Annotated in this window: 17 protein-coding genes; 8 read left to right on the top strand and 9 right to left on the bottom strand. The window is 42.1% G+C overall.

Annotation, left to right across the window (positions count from 1 at the left end):
• Positions 1 to 10: 10 nt before the first annotated feature.
• Both IM477_RS05225 and IM477_RS05220 read right to left on the bottom strand, forming a co-directional pair.
• Positions 11 to 427 carry a helix-turn-helix domain-containing protein gene (locus IM477_RS05225; RefSeq protein ID WP_287730810.1) on the bottom strand — a complete coding sequence of 139 codons (417 nt, stop codon included), beginning with the start codon at positions 425 to 427 and terminating at the stop codon, positions 11 to 13.
• Positions 393 to 698, bottom strand: a complete 306-nt coding sequence (locus IM477_RS05220) for a type II toxin-antitoxin system HigB family toxin (protein ID WP_002782659.1) — start codon at positions 696 to 698, stop codon at positions 393 to 395. The genes IM477_RS05225 and IM477_RS05220 overlap by 35 nt, the downstream gene beginning before the upstream one ends.
• A gap of 423 nt (positions 699 to 1,121) precedes the next feature.
• Here IM477_RS05220 and IM477_RS05215 point away from each other — a divergent pair, with 423 nt between their 5' ends.
• Together IM477_RS05215 and IM477_RS05210 are read left to right on the top strand one after the other, a co-directional pair.
• Positions 1,122 to 2,714: an ArnT family glycosyltransferase gene (locus tag IM477_RS05215; protein ID WP_287730807.1), complete on the top strand. Its 1,593-nt coding sequence runs from the start codon at positions 1,122 to 1,124 to the stop codon at positions 2,712 to 2,714.
• Between the two features lie 108 nt (positions 2,715 to 2,822).
• Positions 2,823 to 3,287, top strand: coding sequence for a DNA phosphorothioation-associated protein 4 (locus IM477_RS05210; protein ID WP_002760679.1), 465 nt, complete (start codon positions 2,823 to 2,825; stop codon positions 3,285 to 3,287).
• A gap of 69 nt (positions 3,288 to 3,356) precedes the next feature.
• Here IM477_RS05210 and IM477_RS05205 read toward each other — a convergent pair whose 3' ends face one another.
• From IM477_RS05205 to IM477_RS05190, 4 genes are all read right to left on the bottom strand, one after another.
• On the bottom strand, positions 3,357 to 4,697 hold the full coding sequence (locus IM477_RS05205) for an aromatic ring-hydroxylating dioxygenase subunit alpha (RefSeq protein ID WP_287730805.1): 1,341 nt from the start codon (positions 4,695 to 4,697) through the stop codon (positions 3,357 to 3,359).
• A gap of 126 nt (positions 4,698 to 4,823) precedes the next feature.
• Complete coding sequence (locus IM477_RS05200; protein WP_287730803.1) at positions 4,824 to 5,453, bottom strand: DUF1361 domain-containing protein; 630 nt, start codon at positions 5,451 to 5,453, stop codon at positions 4,824 to 4,826.
• 3 nt (positions 5,454 to 5,456) lie between these two features.
• On the bottom strand, positions 5,457 to 5,873 hold the full coding sequence (locus tag IM477_RS05195) for an acyl-CoA thioesterase (protein WP_287730802.1): 417 nt from the start codon (positions 5,871 to 5,873) through the stop codon (positions 5,457 to 5,459).
• A gap of 7 nt (positions 5,874 to 5,880) precedes the next feature.
• Positions 5,881 to 6,399 (bottom strand): cofactor assembly of complex C subunit B, encoded by a 519-nt coding sequence (locus tag IM477_RS05190; RefSeq protein WP_287730801.1) that lies wholly within the window; start codon positions 6,397 to 6,399, stop codon positions 5,881 to 5,883.
• 134 nt (positions 6,400 to 6,533) lie between these two features.
• Here IM477_RS05190 and IM477_RS05185 point away from each other — a divergent pair, with 134 nt between their 5' ends.
• From IM477_RS05185 to IM477_RS05175, 3 genes are all read left to right on the top strand, one after another.
• Positions 6,534 to 7,439: a metal ABC transporter permease gene (locus tag IM477_RS05185; RefSeq protein WP_061430563.1), complete on the top strand. Its 906-nt coding sequence runs from the start codon at positions 6,534 to 6,536 to the stop codon at positions 7,437 to 7,439.
• Between the two features lie 322 nt (positions 7,440 to 7,761).
• Positions 7,762 to 8,400: a MotA/TolQ/ExbB proton channel family protein gene (locus IM477_RS05180; protein WP_002760669.1), complete on the top strand. Its 639-nt coding sequence runs from the start codon at positions 7,762 to 7,764 to the stop codon at positions 8,398 to 8,400.
• A gap of 18 nt (positions 8,401 to 8,418) precedes the next feature.
• Positions 8,419 to 8,988, top strand: a complete 570-nt coding sequence (locus IM477_RS05175; protein WP_002771111.1) for an ExbD/TolR family protein — start codon at positions 8,419 to 8,421, stop codon at positions 8,986 to 8,988.
• Here the strand turns inward: IM477_RS05175 and IM477_RS05170 are convergent, their stop codons facing one another.
• From IM477_RS05170 to IM477_RS05160, 3 genes are all read right to left on the bottom strand, one after another.
• The gene (locus tag IM477_RS05170; protein WP_287730799.1) at positions 8,989 to 9,339 is read right to left on the bottom strand and encodes a hypothetical protein; all 351 of its coding nucleotides are present in this window, start codon (positions 9,337 to 9,339) and stop codon (positions 8,989 to 8,991) included.
• A gap of 278 nt (positions 9,340 to 9,617) precedes the next feature.
• Entirely contained in the window at positions 9,618 to 10,655 is a 1,038-nt protein-coding gene (csaB, locus tag IM477_RS05165; RefSeq protein ID WP_147070232.1) for a polysaccharide pyruvyl transferase CsaB, read from the bottom strand.
• Positions 10,656 to 10,957: 302 nt separating this feature from the next.
• Positions 10,958 to 12,037: a RuBisCO accumulation factor 1 gene (locus IM477_RS05160; RefSeq protein ID WP_012264393.1), complete on the bottom strand. Its 1,080-nt coding sequence runs from the start codon at positions 12,035 to 12,037 to the stop codon at positions 10,958 to 10,960.
• Between the two features lie 213 nt (positions 12,038 to 12,250).
• Here IM477_RS05160 and ccmO point away from each other — a divergent pair, with 213 nt between their 5' ends.
• The 3 genes from ccmO (at position 12,251) to IM477_RS05145 (ending at position 15,163) form a co-directional block, all read left to right on the top strand.
• The gene (gene ccmO / locus IM477_RS05155; protein WP_002775137.1) at positions 12,251 to 13,051 is read left to right on the top strand and encodes a beta-carboxysome assembly protein CcmO; all 801 of its coding nucleotides are present in this window, start codon (positions 12,251 to 12,253) and stop codon (positions 13,049 to 13,051) included.
• 414 nt (positions 13,052 to 13,465) lie between these two features.
• Positions 13,466 to 13,951 carry a hypothetical protein gene (locus IM477_RS05150; protein WP_043999199.1) on the top strand — a complete coding sequence of 162 codons (486 nt, stop codon included), beginning with the start codon at positions 13,466 to 13,468 and terminating at the stop codon, positions 13,949 to 13,951.
• Between the two features lie 402 nt (positions 13,952 to 14,353).
• The gene (locus IM477_RS05145; protein WP_287730795.1) at positions 14,354 to 15,163 is read left to right on the top strand and encodes a hypothetical protein; all 810 of its coding nucleotides are present in this window, start codon (positions 14,354 to 14,356) and stop codon (positions 15,161 to 15,163) included.
• The last annotated feature ends 264 nt before the right edge of the window (positions 15,164 to 15,427 follow it).

Here is a 15,427-nt window from a genome sequence, read left to right as displayed (position 1 = left end):
TTTTTAACGCCTACCTACTTAAAAATAAACTTGAGTCAACGTGAAAAAACTGTCCTAACTTTACAGCTTGTTTTTCTGTTATTATTTGTTGGCCAATAAGAATATCAGAAACTATTGTTTTTGAACCTAGTATATCTGATAAATCTTTTTTTTGTAAGTTGTTAGCTTCCATGAGTTCCCAGAGTATTGAATGGGGTTCTGATTCTTCAAGGGGATAATGATCTTGTTCGTACTTTTCGATTAAAGTCAAGAGTAAATTTAACAAAGTGGTTTCTTCTAGACTGCGATTTTCTCGATGAGATAAGGCCTCAGCTAGGTTAATAGCCTGTTCGTTTTCTGCCTCGTTTTCTATCACTTTTGGTAGATACTCGGCTAGTAACCTTCCGTAGGTATCACGGTTTAAAGTAAGGGTCATTTTTCCACTCATCTTTGTCATACTCCGCGTGAGTCAAAATGTACTTGATGTAAATTACTTGGTCTTTGTAAACGCTATCTACAATTAGACGATAGGGATTACCTTTGATATTAAAGACCGTGAAATTACCAACAGCTTCCGCTTGAGAATACACAGCTTGAACTTCAGCCAGGTTTTTCCACTCTGCTTTACTAGCAATTTTATACCAAGTATTAATGGCATTAACAGCCTCGGCGTGTTTTCCAGAAAATTGCCGCAGTTTTGTACGGCTGATGATGTGCATATTCTTATTGATTTAGAATAGCTATTGTATTCTAGTTTATCATAGCCTTATTTGCGCCACCAACCCGATGTCGGGGGGGGCAGGGGGGGTGAGGGCGATTAACCATTTCTGCCATTACTTATGAAAAATGGTATTATCCAACAGAGTTTTTAGATTTATTCAGCAAACCCTAATTACAAACACTTACTTAACATCATTTTACCGTTACCCGTTCCCTTAATCTTACTTTCAGATCGCAAATCAGCAACGCCTGGGGAGAGTTTGCTGATAGCCAAGGGCTAAGAGATGACAGAGTTGGTGATATAGTAACTAAAGATCACACTTAAATCTAACCTTGCCATAGATGCACAAATCTCGAATCTGGCAACCCCAAAAATCTCCCGTCTCTAACATCAGTTTTAGCGATGAAATGAGGTAAGAATTTTGACCAAAATACTTAGCGATCGCCTGGCCGTTTATCTGCTCATCGGTGGACTCCTGTTTAGAATAATCATCGCCTTGGGGCTTTATCCCGGTTACGATGAGGCATATTATTACGTTTACAGCCATAATCTAGATTGGAGTTATTTCGATCATCCGCCAATAGTAGCGATTTCCACGGGTTTTGGGACTTGGATCACCGGATTAGTCAATCAATTTACCATTCGCTTCGGGACTCTCCTCCTCTATACTGGCAGCCTCTGCTTGCTGTATCTGACGGCTTTAAAATTGTTCAGTCTGCCGGTCGCCAGAATGACTTTAGCGATCGCCACTCTTATCCCCATCTATGGGATCGTCTTCGGGATTCTTTCGCAGCCAGATAGTCCTTTAATCTTTTTTTGGTCATTAACAGTCTATTTAGCTGCCCAAGAATTCTGGCCAATTCGGGAAAAAAACTATCATCCTAGCTATCGTCTCGCTTATATTGGACTTGCCGTAGGATTGGCGGTTTTAAGTAAATATCACGGCTTTATTTTGGGCTTTGGTTTAGTTTTATTTTGTCTGACCACTCCCCGCTATTGGCCTGTATTTAGATCCCCTTGGTTGGGATTAGGATTTATTCTCTTTTTGATAACTTTATTGCCGATTATCTACTGGAATATTAACCATGATTGGATTTCCTTTCGCTTTCATTTAGAAGACCGTTTTTCTGGAGAACCCAAAACCTTTAATATTCTCGGTATTCTCTCGGTTGTTGGCATTAGTATCGCCACGATGTTTCCTCCTTTCGGTCTGCCGATGTGGTGGGTGACATTTAAAAGCTTTGCCGAACAAGTGCCTAATTTTATCTCGAAAAAAAGATTTTTTCATCGAGAAGAAGAATCAGTAAAAAAATGGTTAATTCTCTCGGTTTCTCTGCCTTTAATCCTGGGAATGATTTATGTGGGGGCTTCCCATTATCTCGCCCCTAGTTGGATTTTACCCGGGTTCTGGTCCTGCACAATTTTATTAGGAGAAAAGGCCAATACTTGGCAGCAATCTTCTCGAATCTGGGTAAAAAGATGGTTATGGGGGTCAGGAATTTTTATCGTTACTGTTTTATCTATAGCAATGCTTCACGTTACTTTTGGCACTTTCCAAAAACCTAGTCAATACGCAATTTTTGGGGGAATTATTGCCCCAGAACAAGACCCTTCTCGGGAAATTGTCGATATCAATCAACTGCGCCAAGGCTTTGCTAATTCGCCCGAATTATTAGAACTCTTAAAAGATTCTAGCTTCGTTTTTACCCATAGTTTTTATGTGACAGCATGGCTAGATATGGCTCTCTATCCCCTAGTTCCTATTCCCGTCACCTGTTTTAACAACGATAAAAGGGGTTATCAAATTTGGTTTAATCCTCAAGAATGGATTGGTAAAAATGGTTTATTAATTACTACGAATAGTTCTCTAGAAAGACCGGAAATAATCGATCGCTACCGTCCCTATTTCCAAGATATAACTAAAGTAGCTGTCATTCCGATCAAGCGCGGTGGTGTCACCATCGAACAATTTCATGTTTACCAAGCTAAAGGACTAATTAAAACTTATCCTTAAAGCAGTTATCATTTATTAGCGGGTAGGGGATAGAAAAATTAGTTCATAAATACTACCAATTCCTATCTCCTGAATTTTGTAACCTTTTTTACTTTTTACTTGATAAATATGTCCATTCATCGAGTGCGTATTGCTAGAGATAAAGGGGAATTTGTCCAGTCCTTAGTTAATTTTAATCAGGGAATTGGACCCTTTCAAACCTATGCTGATGTCATCGCTTTTGCGGCGGCTTTAGGGGTAAAATATCAGGAGAGGGTGGCGATAGAAAATGTAGCGAAGGAACCCTCACCTATTAACCTGGAAATTTTTATTTCTCGTGGCTATGATACCCTAATCAAATTATTGGCAGTCAATGAATTCCAAGACACGAAAATTCTTTCTCCCCACGGGGTAGATTCGGAAGCTTTGCGAGTGACAATTTTCGAGGAATATGCCAACGCTGGTTTAGCAAGATTAGAACGAGAATTGCGCGGTGCGGTGGATTATACTGAAAGATTATTGTTAATTATCAGTCAAGAACGTTTTCGAGAAATTACTGCCACAACCGAATTCGATTTAGGCAGATTTTTGTAGTAGAAATCTTATCCCTAACTCTCCTGACTCCTGACCCCACCAATAAACTTTTTCAGCAAGCCCTACTTATTAGTGTAGTTTGGTATGGGCTTTTTTCTCATAGGTGCGTTCAAATTTTCTGCGGGTGTAATTGGCAGCGATCGCTATTGCTAAAGCCAAAATTGCGAAAATAAGGGCAGTAATTTGATAGATAGACTGATTTGGGGATAAAATTGCCAGTAAAGCTAATAATATCCCCATTAAAATTGCGATTTGTTTAGTTTTTACCATTTTTTCATGGGCAGTGCTACAGGTGCGACAGTGGACAGTGTGACGAGAATAGCGATCGAGCGGTAAAGGATCGGATAAATCGATCGCCGTTGTCCGCTGGCTGGTGTAGCCTTGATAGTAGGGGAAAGAGTCCCCATAGCGATCGAACCATTGACGTAACTCAATCACCAAGGCATCGGAACTTTTTAAGGGTAAGTATAATTTTTGTAAACTATCTCTTGACTTTTCCACCATTTGCTGCTGACTTTGAATTAAAGGCAGATCATCTTCGAGGATGCGACTTTGACGCAGATGTTCCAACCAGCGCCAACGGTATTGACGGGAGTTAACGGCAAAATTTTGGTAACGTCGCATCAGTAAGCGAGAACGACCTTGACTGAGAGAAATCCCGTATAAAGCCAATCCAGCACACCAATCGGGATTAGGCAGAGAAAAACGATAATGAACGAGATTAGGGGCTATAAAATCCAGATATTTCCAGCTTTCCTGCGGATTGCGGCTATTGCGCCACTGACTGCGAATTCCCCGCGCCGAGATTTCGAGGATTTGGAAGGCTAACGGTTGAGCATTTTCCCGTTTTGCCCCGAATTCGCTGCGATCATGGCTAATATTAACATGGGCGGGATCGAGGAGATTTTCGAGTAAATAGCCCTGTTCGTAGGGAAAATCGATGACATAATCGGTATGGACACAATTGGGGTCTTCTAGGTCTTTGATGATAGGAATATCGCTTTCTTTCGCTGTTTCCTCTTCTCCTAACCAAACCCAGAGGACTCCCTGACGTTCCACCACCCCATAGGATTTAACCTTGGCATTGCGGGGAATCGGGGTATTGGCTGGCAGTTGGGGAATATGGGAACATTTTCCATCCGTCTCGAACTGCCAACCATGGTACAAACATTCTAAACGCCCAGCGATCATCTGTCCTGTGGAGAGTTTAGCCAAGCGATGGGGACAGCGATCAAGCAAACAGCCCCATTTTCCCTGCTGATCGCGAAATATTAGCAATGGTTGCCCATAAAGAGAGAAAGAGTAGGGATTTTTTTGCCAATCCTGCACAAATAACACAGGATACCAACAATTTTGGTAGTGAAAATAGTCATCCCTAGGCAGGGGTTGAGATTGATCAGTGCTTGTCATGGGGATGAGAGAGAAAAAATATTGATCATGATCATAATATCGGTGCGGCCAATTGATCTCTGTCTTCCTACTATCTTTTGATTAATCGGAAAGAGACTAGGAGAGGGTCGAAATCCCCGATAGGCGTTAATTGTAGCCAAAAAATCGATTGTAAAGCCTTTTATTGATTTCGTATAGTAGCCAAATAATTAAAAAACAGATAGAGATGAATATCAAAGGTTTTTGAGTCAGTAAATTCTGCAAACTCCAGAATAGTTGCTGCGGTTGAGTGATTAGATACCAACTATTCAGCCGGAGAAAACGCCCTAGATAAATACCGATCGCACTTAAAAAATGGAGAGTTATTTCTAGGGGTAAAACTGCTGAATTTAGCTGACTTTGCTGACAATAACTTTTTAAATTAAGTAAGGAGAGAACGTATAGCTGAAAGCCAATAAAAATAAAGAAGCTATACTGGGGGATTAAAACTAAAAAAATTAAACTTTTGGCGTAATCCTGCTGAAGATAGGCGATTAAATGAATGCTATCGGTGAGAATATAGGGAGCATTGGGTAAAAAAAGCAGGAAAACTAAGAGAATTAACCACCAGAGTAGGGAACGATCGAGGGCGATCCGAAATAGCCAAAAGCTAAGGATAAAGGGGATAAAGGCCAGAAAAGAATTCCAGATAATCCTCCCGGTGCTAAGGTTAAATAATTGCCAAGCATTGTGCCACCAATCCCTAGTTAAAATTATCGTTAAATCTGCCCAAATCATCCCTTAAATACCAGTCTCCTCTAGGGTTGATAAATATCCTAACCAATGTTTTAAAGATTCCGGTAAAGGGATTCTTTTTCTAGCGGTGGGAGCGATGCACACATGGCGAGTTTTCGCTTTTGCGACCATGATTTCAGCCAAATAAATTTTATACTGCAATTGAAACTCGTTTTCGCTCAGGGATCGGGCAGTGAAATCAATCTGTATTTGATCGCCACAAAAAAGGGGACGAAAAAACTGGATTTCCGCTTGAGTAATCGGTAGGGCAACCGGAGAATCTTTGAAAAAATCCTTGATATTGATGCCAAATTGTGCTAAAGAAAACTCGTAGGCTTCATGACAGATCGAGAGAAGATGGGCAAAGTAAACCACACCGGCCGCATCGGTATCGGCCAGATAAATTAGGCGTTCATAGGGCATAAAAAGCTTATTGTCTTTCTAGAAAGGTTAAACTATCTTGTAGTTGTCTTAACTCGTCCCGATGGGCTTTGACAGTTAATTCCGTTTGCTGAGATTTGCTTTCTACTTTAAAAGCCACTTCTTCTAAACGGCCGACTTTTTGCCAATAGAAAACACCCGCGAGGGGAGATAAACCCACAATAGCAAAAATATAGGGATTAGTATCGGGAAATAACACCGATAACACCAGTGAGAAGCAAAATAAACCCAAGGCCGCCAAAATTGTCAAAAATATCGCTAGAAAGGGGCTAGGCGGCACAAAACCCTGTAATCTGACAATATTCTGTTCGGGTTCGATCGCCTTGACTTGATAGGAACGTCGGTCAAAATAATCTCGCAGTTGTTCTAATAGTTGGTCGTCACTGGTACTGGTAAGATAGACACGCTGTTCGATACGCTCTTTGACGGAACCGCGAATAAAAAAGAATAATCCCACCATGAGCAGGAGAGTCAGAAAAAAAGTTGAGGAAAGAACGGGGGTATCCATGGCAGCGGTTAGGAGCGAAAAAACTTACAATTAATCCTAATTATCCTAACCTATCTTCTCCCCCGATCAGAAGATAGACCCTAGGAGCAAAACCTCGATCGAGAATCAGAAAAATTTAACCCCAAGGCAGATTCATGGGCAACAATCTATTAACAGGATTAATCGAACCCTTACAGTATAGTTTCATGCAGAGATCCCTAATTGAAGCTATCATCGTCGGGATCATTTGTGCGGTGGTGGGAACCTACCTGATGGTACAACGTTTGGCCCTCTTGGGCGATGCCATCAGTCACTCGGTCTTACCCGGATTAGCGATCGCTTTTATTGGTAATTTTAATCTGCTACTGGGTGCTTTACTAGCCTCAATGGTCAGTACTCTACTGATTAACTTGATCCGTAATCGTTCCCCAATCAAAGAAGATGCGGCCATGGGGATCGTTTTCTCGGCTTTTTTTGCCCTTGGCATCACCCTGATCACTCTCATCCAAAAAAACAACAAAATTGACCTGAATCACTTTCTCTTCGGCAATATTCTGGGTGTTACTGCTGCCGACATCCGCGATACCCTAATTATTGCCGTTATCGTTTTGTTAACCGTTTTGCTCCTGTATAAAGAACTATTATTCTACACTTTCGACAAAATCGGGGCGCAAGCGGCGGGTTTACCGGTAAATTTATTAGATTTAGGCTTAATGCTCCTGATCGGTCTGACAATAGTTGCTAGTCTCCAAGCGGTGGGAGTAATCCTCGTTTTGTCCCTTTTGATTACCCCCGCGGCCACTGCTTATCTTTTAGTTACCCGTCTCCATCAAGTCATGGGTTTAGGTGTGGGTGTGGGTATTATTTCTAGTATCAGTGGGATGTATTTAAGTTATTACTGGAATTTACCCTCTGGACCGGCGATCGTGCTTGTCGCTTTTACCCTATTTATGTTGGCCTTTTTATTCAGTCCCCGTCAGGGAATTTTCACCCATCCCTCTAGTCTAGGTGGTCAACTTTCTATCTGGGGAGAGATGAAAAATTTGTTGAGACGACGTTAGTTTGCAGCAGAAGGTTGGGTTTTTGGCAAGTGATCAAAAAAAGCCGGCGGCTAAAAAATTGATAACGGCTATAAGTAGTCGTGCAGAATTAATTTCCTAGTCGAGACTCCGAGACAGTAGAGGATGCCCTATCAGGTTATACTTCATCTTTAGGAGAAACGCCTTAAGTATGGCACGATTTTTGAAAAATGGTATAAAAAGTATAAATGTCAATCGATCGACTTAAATCTTAAACTAAATAATCAAGCCCGAATCGCCCGGTATTGGAGGAACAAAACAACTCGTGAGTATAACTGATTTAATCCAAAAAGGCGGAGTGGCCATGTGGCCGCTGCTTTTTCTGTCTATTTTAGCTCTTAGCACTATTATCGAACGAATTTGGTTTTGGAGTCGTACTCTCCTCAGTGAGGGCCAGATTTTAAATCGCATTATGGAATCCGCCATCCGTAACTGGGATTTGGCGGCAAAAGTCGCCGGAGATTCCCGCAATCACCCCATTGGTAGCTATCTCTACGCACCCCTGCGCTTAGAAAATCCAGATCCAGAGGTTTTTCACTTTGCCCTCGAATCGGCTGCCGATGAACAATTATCCCTAATGAAACGGGGCGATAAAATCCTTGAGGCAGTCATTGCCCTTTCTCCCCTGTTAGGATTATTAGGGACGGTACTCGGTTTAATTACCTCTTTGGCCAATATTCAATTAAGTGACCTGGGAACTTCCTCGACGGCGGGAGTAACTTTAGGTATTAGTGAAGCTTTAATTTCCACCGCTACCGGCCTAATTGTCGCTATTTTTAGCCTCGCTTTCTATCGTGTTTTTCAGGGACTCTGGTTCAATCAAGCCCGAATTTTTCGCAAGGCCGGCAGTGATTTAGAAATTATCTACCGCCAACGCTGGTTACACCAAGAAGACCAACAATACGCCCTCAGTGCTAACCTAGAAAAACCTCTCGATCGCTAAATCTCTCCCTTATCAAGCATGGCCGAAACTAAATCTCTTAACCACAAAAAGCCAAAAAGTAGCCATATCACAGCCCGTCCGCTCAAATTATGGCATGATCAACACCGCATTCAAGAGGATGTGCAGGTTAATATCATTCCCTTGATCGATGTAATTTTCTGTATTCTCACTTTCTTTATTCTCGGTGCAGTGGGATTATCTCGCCAACAGGCTATCAGCCTCGATTTACCGAAAGCTAGTACCGCCACCACCCCGATGCGGGAAATGTTGGTGGTTAGTCTCGATGATTTCGGACAACTCTACGTCGAAAAACAAATGGTGACTCGCGCCCAGTTGTTCGAGGCGATCAAGAATTATCATCAATATAGTCCCAATGGACTGATGGTACTGAATGCCTCCAGAAATGCCAGTTATAACGAAGTGGTTGGGGTTTTAGACCTACTGCGACAGGTAGGCGGTGATCGTGTGGCTTTAGCGACTCTATCGGGGGAGGCTAATAATCCCACCCTGGAAAATAGCAATCCTTTGCCCAATTTGCCGACTAATCCCACCTTGCCCAGTTTACCCAATCCTCTGGGCAGAAATTAACTAGGAATGGATGCGATAGCTGAGTAATTGTTCTTCGAGGGCGGCAATGCGATTGTAGGCCGCCGTCAATTGTGCCGTTAATCGGCGAATTTGGATTTCATCGGCAAAAGAATTATCGCCATTGACAGCTGGGGCTTGTTTGCCACCGTGATCCCGGAGAATATCTTTATGATCGTAGAGGCTATTATCGGATAACTCGGAAAAACCGACCATTTCCAGGGATTCTCGCAGGGAATGACTCGATTTATCCCCAGCTAGGATAGCAATTTGCTGGCTGAGGCTTTCGACAATATCCTGTAGACGCTCGACTTTCTGATCAAGACTGATAATCTGTTGTTGTAGTCCATTCATGCAATTACCTAGGGATAAAGGAGGTTTCCCCTCTATGCTAGGCTCTGGAGGAAATGGGCTATAACAATTTATGATTGATTTAACGATCCCTTTACTGCCCTTAACGAAAATATGGCACGGGAAGTCCCCACACGAGACCGAAGCGGGATGGGGATGTGCCGAGTGCCTCCTTTCCCCTTGATCAAAACCTATGCCACAATGTTTATGGACTTAAGCATATTTTGAGACTTTTTAGAATGAAATAGCCCTGGCATCGGTAATCGCACTCGACATAAAAATTAGCTCACCAATCTAGATAAAATTTCTCGATGAATTAAAGCTCGATCAATTAAAAAATGTTTGCGATCGCTGGTTAATCCCTCTCCATTGGCATAAAAATCAATCCAAGTGGTACTAATATCATTAACTGCCTCTGGTAACTGATCTAATTCCCAACCCGGCATCGGTACTTCGGCAATTAATCGCGACACTTTCGGATCATAACTCAGGGCAAAACAACGACAATCTTCTGCCGCGGCCATAATTAAACTATGAAAGCGCATTCCGATCACCATTTCTACCCCGCGAAATAAGCCTTTTAACTGTCTCGGATCCTCTAAACTAATGATTTGATGATTTTCCCTTAATTGACAGGCTACAGCTTCACAAAGGGGCAAATCCCGCGACTTTTGAAAAGGGACTAAGAGAATAAACGCCCCCGTGCTGATTTGTAAATCAATTAAAGCTTGGGTTAATTTATCTAATTTTGCCGGGGTTAATAGGGGATGGGGACGTAAATTGACGGCGATTCTTGGGGCGGGTAAATCCGATAATCCCTTGACTGATTGAGCGTCTAAAGCCCATACTGGATCGGGGGCAACAATGGGATGAATACCCCAATTGGCGACTAAATGAGCCGAAGTATCATCGCGCACACTAACTAAACTACATTTTTGTAAAACTTTTTTGGTTAACCAACGGGTAAAAGGTCTATTTAATGGTCCAATTCCCTGCCCCCAAGCAATAGTTTTTAAGCCCAATAATTGAGCAAGAGCCATTAAACCACCGTAATAAATTGGACTGGCAAAACTGGTGACATCCTGCATTAAACTGCCGCCACCCCAGATAAATATATCCGCTTTTTTCATAGTTTGAAAAACTTGCCACCAATCCCTACTAGGACAGGTTTCCACTCCATAACGTTGACTGGTTTCTCTGGGATTATTTGACAAAACAATAGGTTTAATTGCTGAGGGCAACATCTGCAATAGAGACACTAATAATGCCTCATCTCCTCCGTTTCCTCTCCCATAATATCCACAAATTACTGCACGCATATATCAGTTATCAGTTATCAGTTATCAGTTATCAGTTATCAGTTGTCAGTCAGAAAAAGGCAAGAGTCAAAAGGCAAAAGGCAAAAGTATGGTAAATTTGTCTCCTGTCTCCTGTCTCCTGTCTCCTTTGTCCTCTTTGTTACTTTTTCCTTGAAAAATGTCTCTTAGTTTCTTAAGTTATGCTGTCAGCTACAAGTTAGCAGTGACCAGTTTTATTGGATTGCAGTTATCAGTTTATCTATTTTATTATTCCCAGTCATAACTAATAGCTTAAACCTGATCAGTGATCACTGATCACTGATTTAGTCGTCCATTTGCCAGGGTTCGGTGATGTTTTTTTCATCGAGGATATTTTTGGCTCTTAAAATCAAGACCAATTGACCTAAGATGGTGACATCGGGGGGACTATCAAACCATTGTAAAGAGACGGAATTATCTCTCTCTACTAGATAATAATTGTTCACGTCCCATTCGGCCAAAACTCGATCGATCACTAATAACACTTCCTCAGACCTGGTGGCAATCGATCGAGGTAATTGATCGCTAGGCCATAAAATAGCTACAGGATCGATCGCTTTGAGAATTGCTTGCCAACCGGGGAGAGGCACAATCGTTTGTTTATCCCCCACCGTTACCAGTCGAAAAGGTTCCTCGACGCTCAAACTTTCTGTGTGTTTTATATCAGTTACCGTCACTGGAAATCTTCCTACTAAAGGAATAATTCGGGCTAATTCGTCCTCATCCTGTAAACGATGGACGGGTAGCAACGGTGCGCTACGGGAGGGAGTAACGGTAAAATCTTGTAGTAAAGACTCGATCGCCTGTCTGGCCGAGTCAGAATGGGCAAATTTCAACCCTTTAGCGATTAATTTCGCTCTTTCGGCTAAATCTCGCTTTTGTTTGCCCCGTTTCCAACACTGGTAAGCGATCGCATCTCCAGGATGACGGGTAAATTCACTGGGAATCTGGGATAAACGGGAAAAATCTTGGATAGCCTTGGCGATATCGTGTGCTTCAGCCACCTCAATCCTTTTTTCTGCCGCTAATTTCGCTGCCCCTAGTCTTTGTTCTTGGTTGAGAATCCGCAATTCGTATAGCACATCACTGCGCGGCCCGATGTAGTAACTTAACAAATCTTCAGCTGCTCCCGCTTTGATTAAACTCTCAAAAACTTGGGCAGCGACAATAATTAAATTTTGTTGGGCATTTTGAAAACCGGTTTGTTCAAAGATTAACTGGGAATCGTAGCCAGCTTTTTGCAGTTTTTGACATTTTTGCCCCCAATTCACCCAATTTCCTTCCTTATGAAGCAGCGAGCGCATTAATTCGGTCGCTTCCGTTTCGCTGATTCGATCATCTGTACTGCGAGGCTGTTCTGTCATAGACAACTTGATCAAGCTACAATAACTAAAATTTATCTAATCCCTCAAAAATCTTCAATAGCAATTAAGGTTAACAGGATAGACTAGATAGTAACAGGATAGCTGACAATCACCCCCTTCGTACCTGTTAGGGCAAGTTTATCTTCAATGTCTAGATTAAGAGTTAATGGAAGCATTCCCCCCTCGTCCACAACTAACCCCGGTCAAAGGACGATGAAAACCAAGCGTCACCCCAAAGATAGCGCCTTGGGTTTAGTCTCTACCCTCAGCTTTCCGGCGATCGTCGGGACGGCGGATATGATGCTAAAATCGGCAGAAGTTACCCTCGTGGGTTACGAAAAAATTGGCGGTGGTCACTGTACGGCGATCGTGCGTGGTAATATTGCCGATGTGCGGTTAGCAGTGGAAGAAGGGGCAAAAACCGCCGCACAGTTCGGACAATTGGTATCTAAATCGGTTATTCCCCGACCGATGCCCAATTTAGAGGTAATTTTCCCAATTGGTAGCCGTTTAGCCGAAATTGCCCAAAGTCAACGGGGTTTCAGCAAACTGAGCAATATGTCGATCGGTCTCTTGGAAACCCGCGGTTTTCCCGCTATGGTGGGGGCAGCCGATGCCATGTTAAAATCCGCCGATGTACAGTTAGCTTCCTACGAAACGATTGGGGATGGTTTGTGTACGGCCATTATCCGGGGTTCCGTCGCTAATGTGGCCGTGGCCATTGATGCGGGAATGCGGGAAGCAGAGAAAATCGGTGAACTGCACGCGGTGATGATTATTCCCCGTTTATTGGAAGATTTAGAACATACCCTACCGGTGGCCAGCTACTGGTTAGAAACCCCCGAACCTTTACCGATGTTGTTACCCAATACTGTCCGGGAAAAACAACGGGAATTAGTCGCTTTACCAGAATTGGAAAAAACCAAAATACCGATTCGTCGCCAAGAAATGCAGGAAAAAGTGTTAGAAGAAGTGATTCCCGTGGAAGTTATCACCGATGAGGACAGTTATTAATTTTTATTTTCAGCTTTGCTCCTGTGCTGCTAAAAGTACAGGAGCAAAAGGTTGAATTAGGGTTTGCGGCAAAAAGTTTGTTGGTGGGTGTGGATTTCCCAGTAAAAAATCTGTGCAGAAGCCCCCGACAATTAAACGAATCGAATAATGATAAATTTTTGTCAAGGGGTGCGGTCAGATCGAATAATCGTCGCTAGAATGAGCCTAGTTGTCAGAAATTTAGTTAAACAAGGTTTTTGACAATATGCTAATCTGGCTAACAGGCTTTTGGGCGTGATATAGGGAAAAGTTCTGGCGATTGCTCCTAAATGGGGTGATATACCGAAAGTTGACCCATATCGTTACTCTGAGGAGTGTTATCCAGAAATTTTCCGTGTAATATGCAGTTATGTTTTTTGAAAAGGAGTCAGCATAATGAAGCCTTTAGCTATAAATCCAGATTCGGTGAATATTATATCTCCATTAATTTCGCCGAAAAAAATAGAGTTAAATCCTATTCGGATAACATATAAATCCCCGATACAATATCGTAAAGCTGTTTATAAAATAGCATGTTTTTTCCGGCGAGAGTTTAGATACGACTTTGTGCAATATGGTTATGAAGGCGAAGAAAATGACCCGAAGCATGTTGCTTTTTTGTGGCTTCATCCAGAAGCAAGGCCTTTTACAGGCGATTTTAGAATTCCATGTATCGGAGCAACCTGTTTCCGATACCGTGAATGGACAGATAACCCAGCAGGATACGCTATGCAATGGATATGGTTCCATCCGTATTGGAGACGCAAAGGATTGTTATCCGAATCTTGGTCTGATTTTAAGCAGGAATTCGGCGATTTTATCTGCGAGCAACCGATATCAGAAGCAATGACTAAGTTTCTGGATAAACAACAAAAAACATAACTCATCGTTGCACCAGACAGCCGTAGGGTGCGTTCCCCAAAGTGGTTCCTACTGCTCCAGCGATCGATTTTGGGGAACGCACCATGCACATTGATTGAAACTGTGGGTTAAAGTGCGATGTGGGCTAATCTGGCTAACACGCTTTTGGGCGTGATATACGGAAACTTCTAGCGATCACGCCTAAATGAGGTGATATGCCGAAAGTTGACCCATATCGTTAGTCTGGAGAGTGTTATACGGAAAGTTTTCGTCTTTATGACGTAATTGCGAGGTTAGGCATGAAATTTCTAGCATTATTCGTACCTCGTTCAAGCTTTCTTTGTTAAACAAATTCACCCTTAATACTAATAAAGAATGAAACGAAATTCACTAAGCCAAACGACGCATATACGGCATACAAAGTTGCTTGATTTAGGTATCTTGATCTTTTCGGTTGTAGCTCTTTGTTCAGCGATGCTCCTATCTTTTATATATGTTAATAATGACAATCCCAAAACTACCCCGTTTGTGCTGAGAAAAGATACTTATGACAAGCTTTTCCCTTTTTTATTGGGCACTGTTGCGGTAGGAGGGTTTGCACTTGCATATACACGAATTCAGCGATCAAAAGAGGAAGAAATCGCACGTAAGAAGGCAGCAAAAGCGCTATTAGAACGAAGGATTAAGCGTCTGCAAGAAATTTATACAATAGTTTTGACTTTATATCAAAATATTAGGCTACAACTTCGAAGACTGAGCATAGCTTTTATTTTTGACAAATATGATGGGCAATGGAAAATCCGGCGAAGCCTCTTTGAAGAGGTATTGTTTGCACTTAATGAATCTCAGATGGCGGGTGAAAAGATTGTTAAGACACTAGAATTTGAGCAGGATGCAATAAAGTCTGTAAGGCAAAAACACGATAGCGATGACGAAGATAATCAGGAGTATGAGAAACTTATTGATGATTTAAGAGCCCAAATTGGCGGTATAGAAGGAGTTCTTCGCAATGTTTTGAAGTTGGTGGAGTGGCAGAGTATAACAGTTGGAACTTCTTCCGAAGAGGATCTTGTTGCAGTACCTCAGAAGTTTGTAAACTTTGTAGAAACAAGTTCTACCGGCAACTTGGGATTTCTAAAAATAATTCAGTATTTCAATAAGTTCTCAAAGAATATTCGACTACGAATAGCAATACTTGAGACTGAGCATGAATCATATGGTAATGAGTCATAATATCGTGTCTAAAATTAGTGCCTAACAATTCCGGTGCAGCGGATTGACCGAAGTTGCTTGGGCGGGATGTAGAGACCCTGGCAACCGCTGACCCGAAACGTTAGTGCGATCGCAATCTTGTAGGGTGCGTTCCCTAATGCAAGTCCTAAGCTAAAACGCACTTAAACCACCTAAAATAGAAATAGTAATTTTAGAAAAATCCTACTTATGCCAGCCAAAGATTTCCTAGACTTAGAAGAAAAGAAAAACTTACAAAAAGCTCTT

The sequence above is a fragment of the Microcystis sp. M090S1 genome, from assembly GCF_020246295.1.
In the GTDB taxonomy this organism is placed as follows: Bacteria; Cyanobacteriota; Cyanobacteriia; order Cyanobacteriales; family Microcystaceae; genus Microcystis; species Microcystis aeruginosa.
Note: the sequence above shows the minus strand (reverse complement) of the source record. Positions and strands in the feature narration are given on the sequence as shown.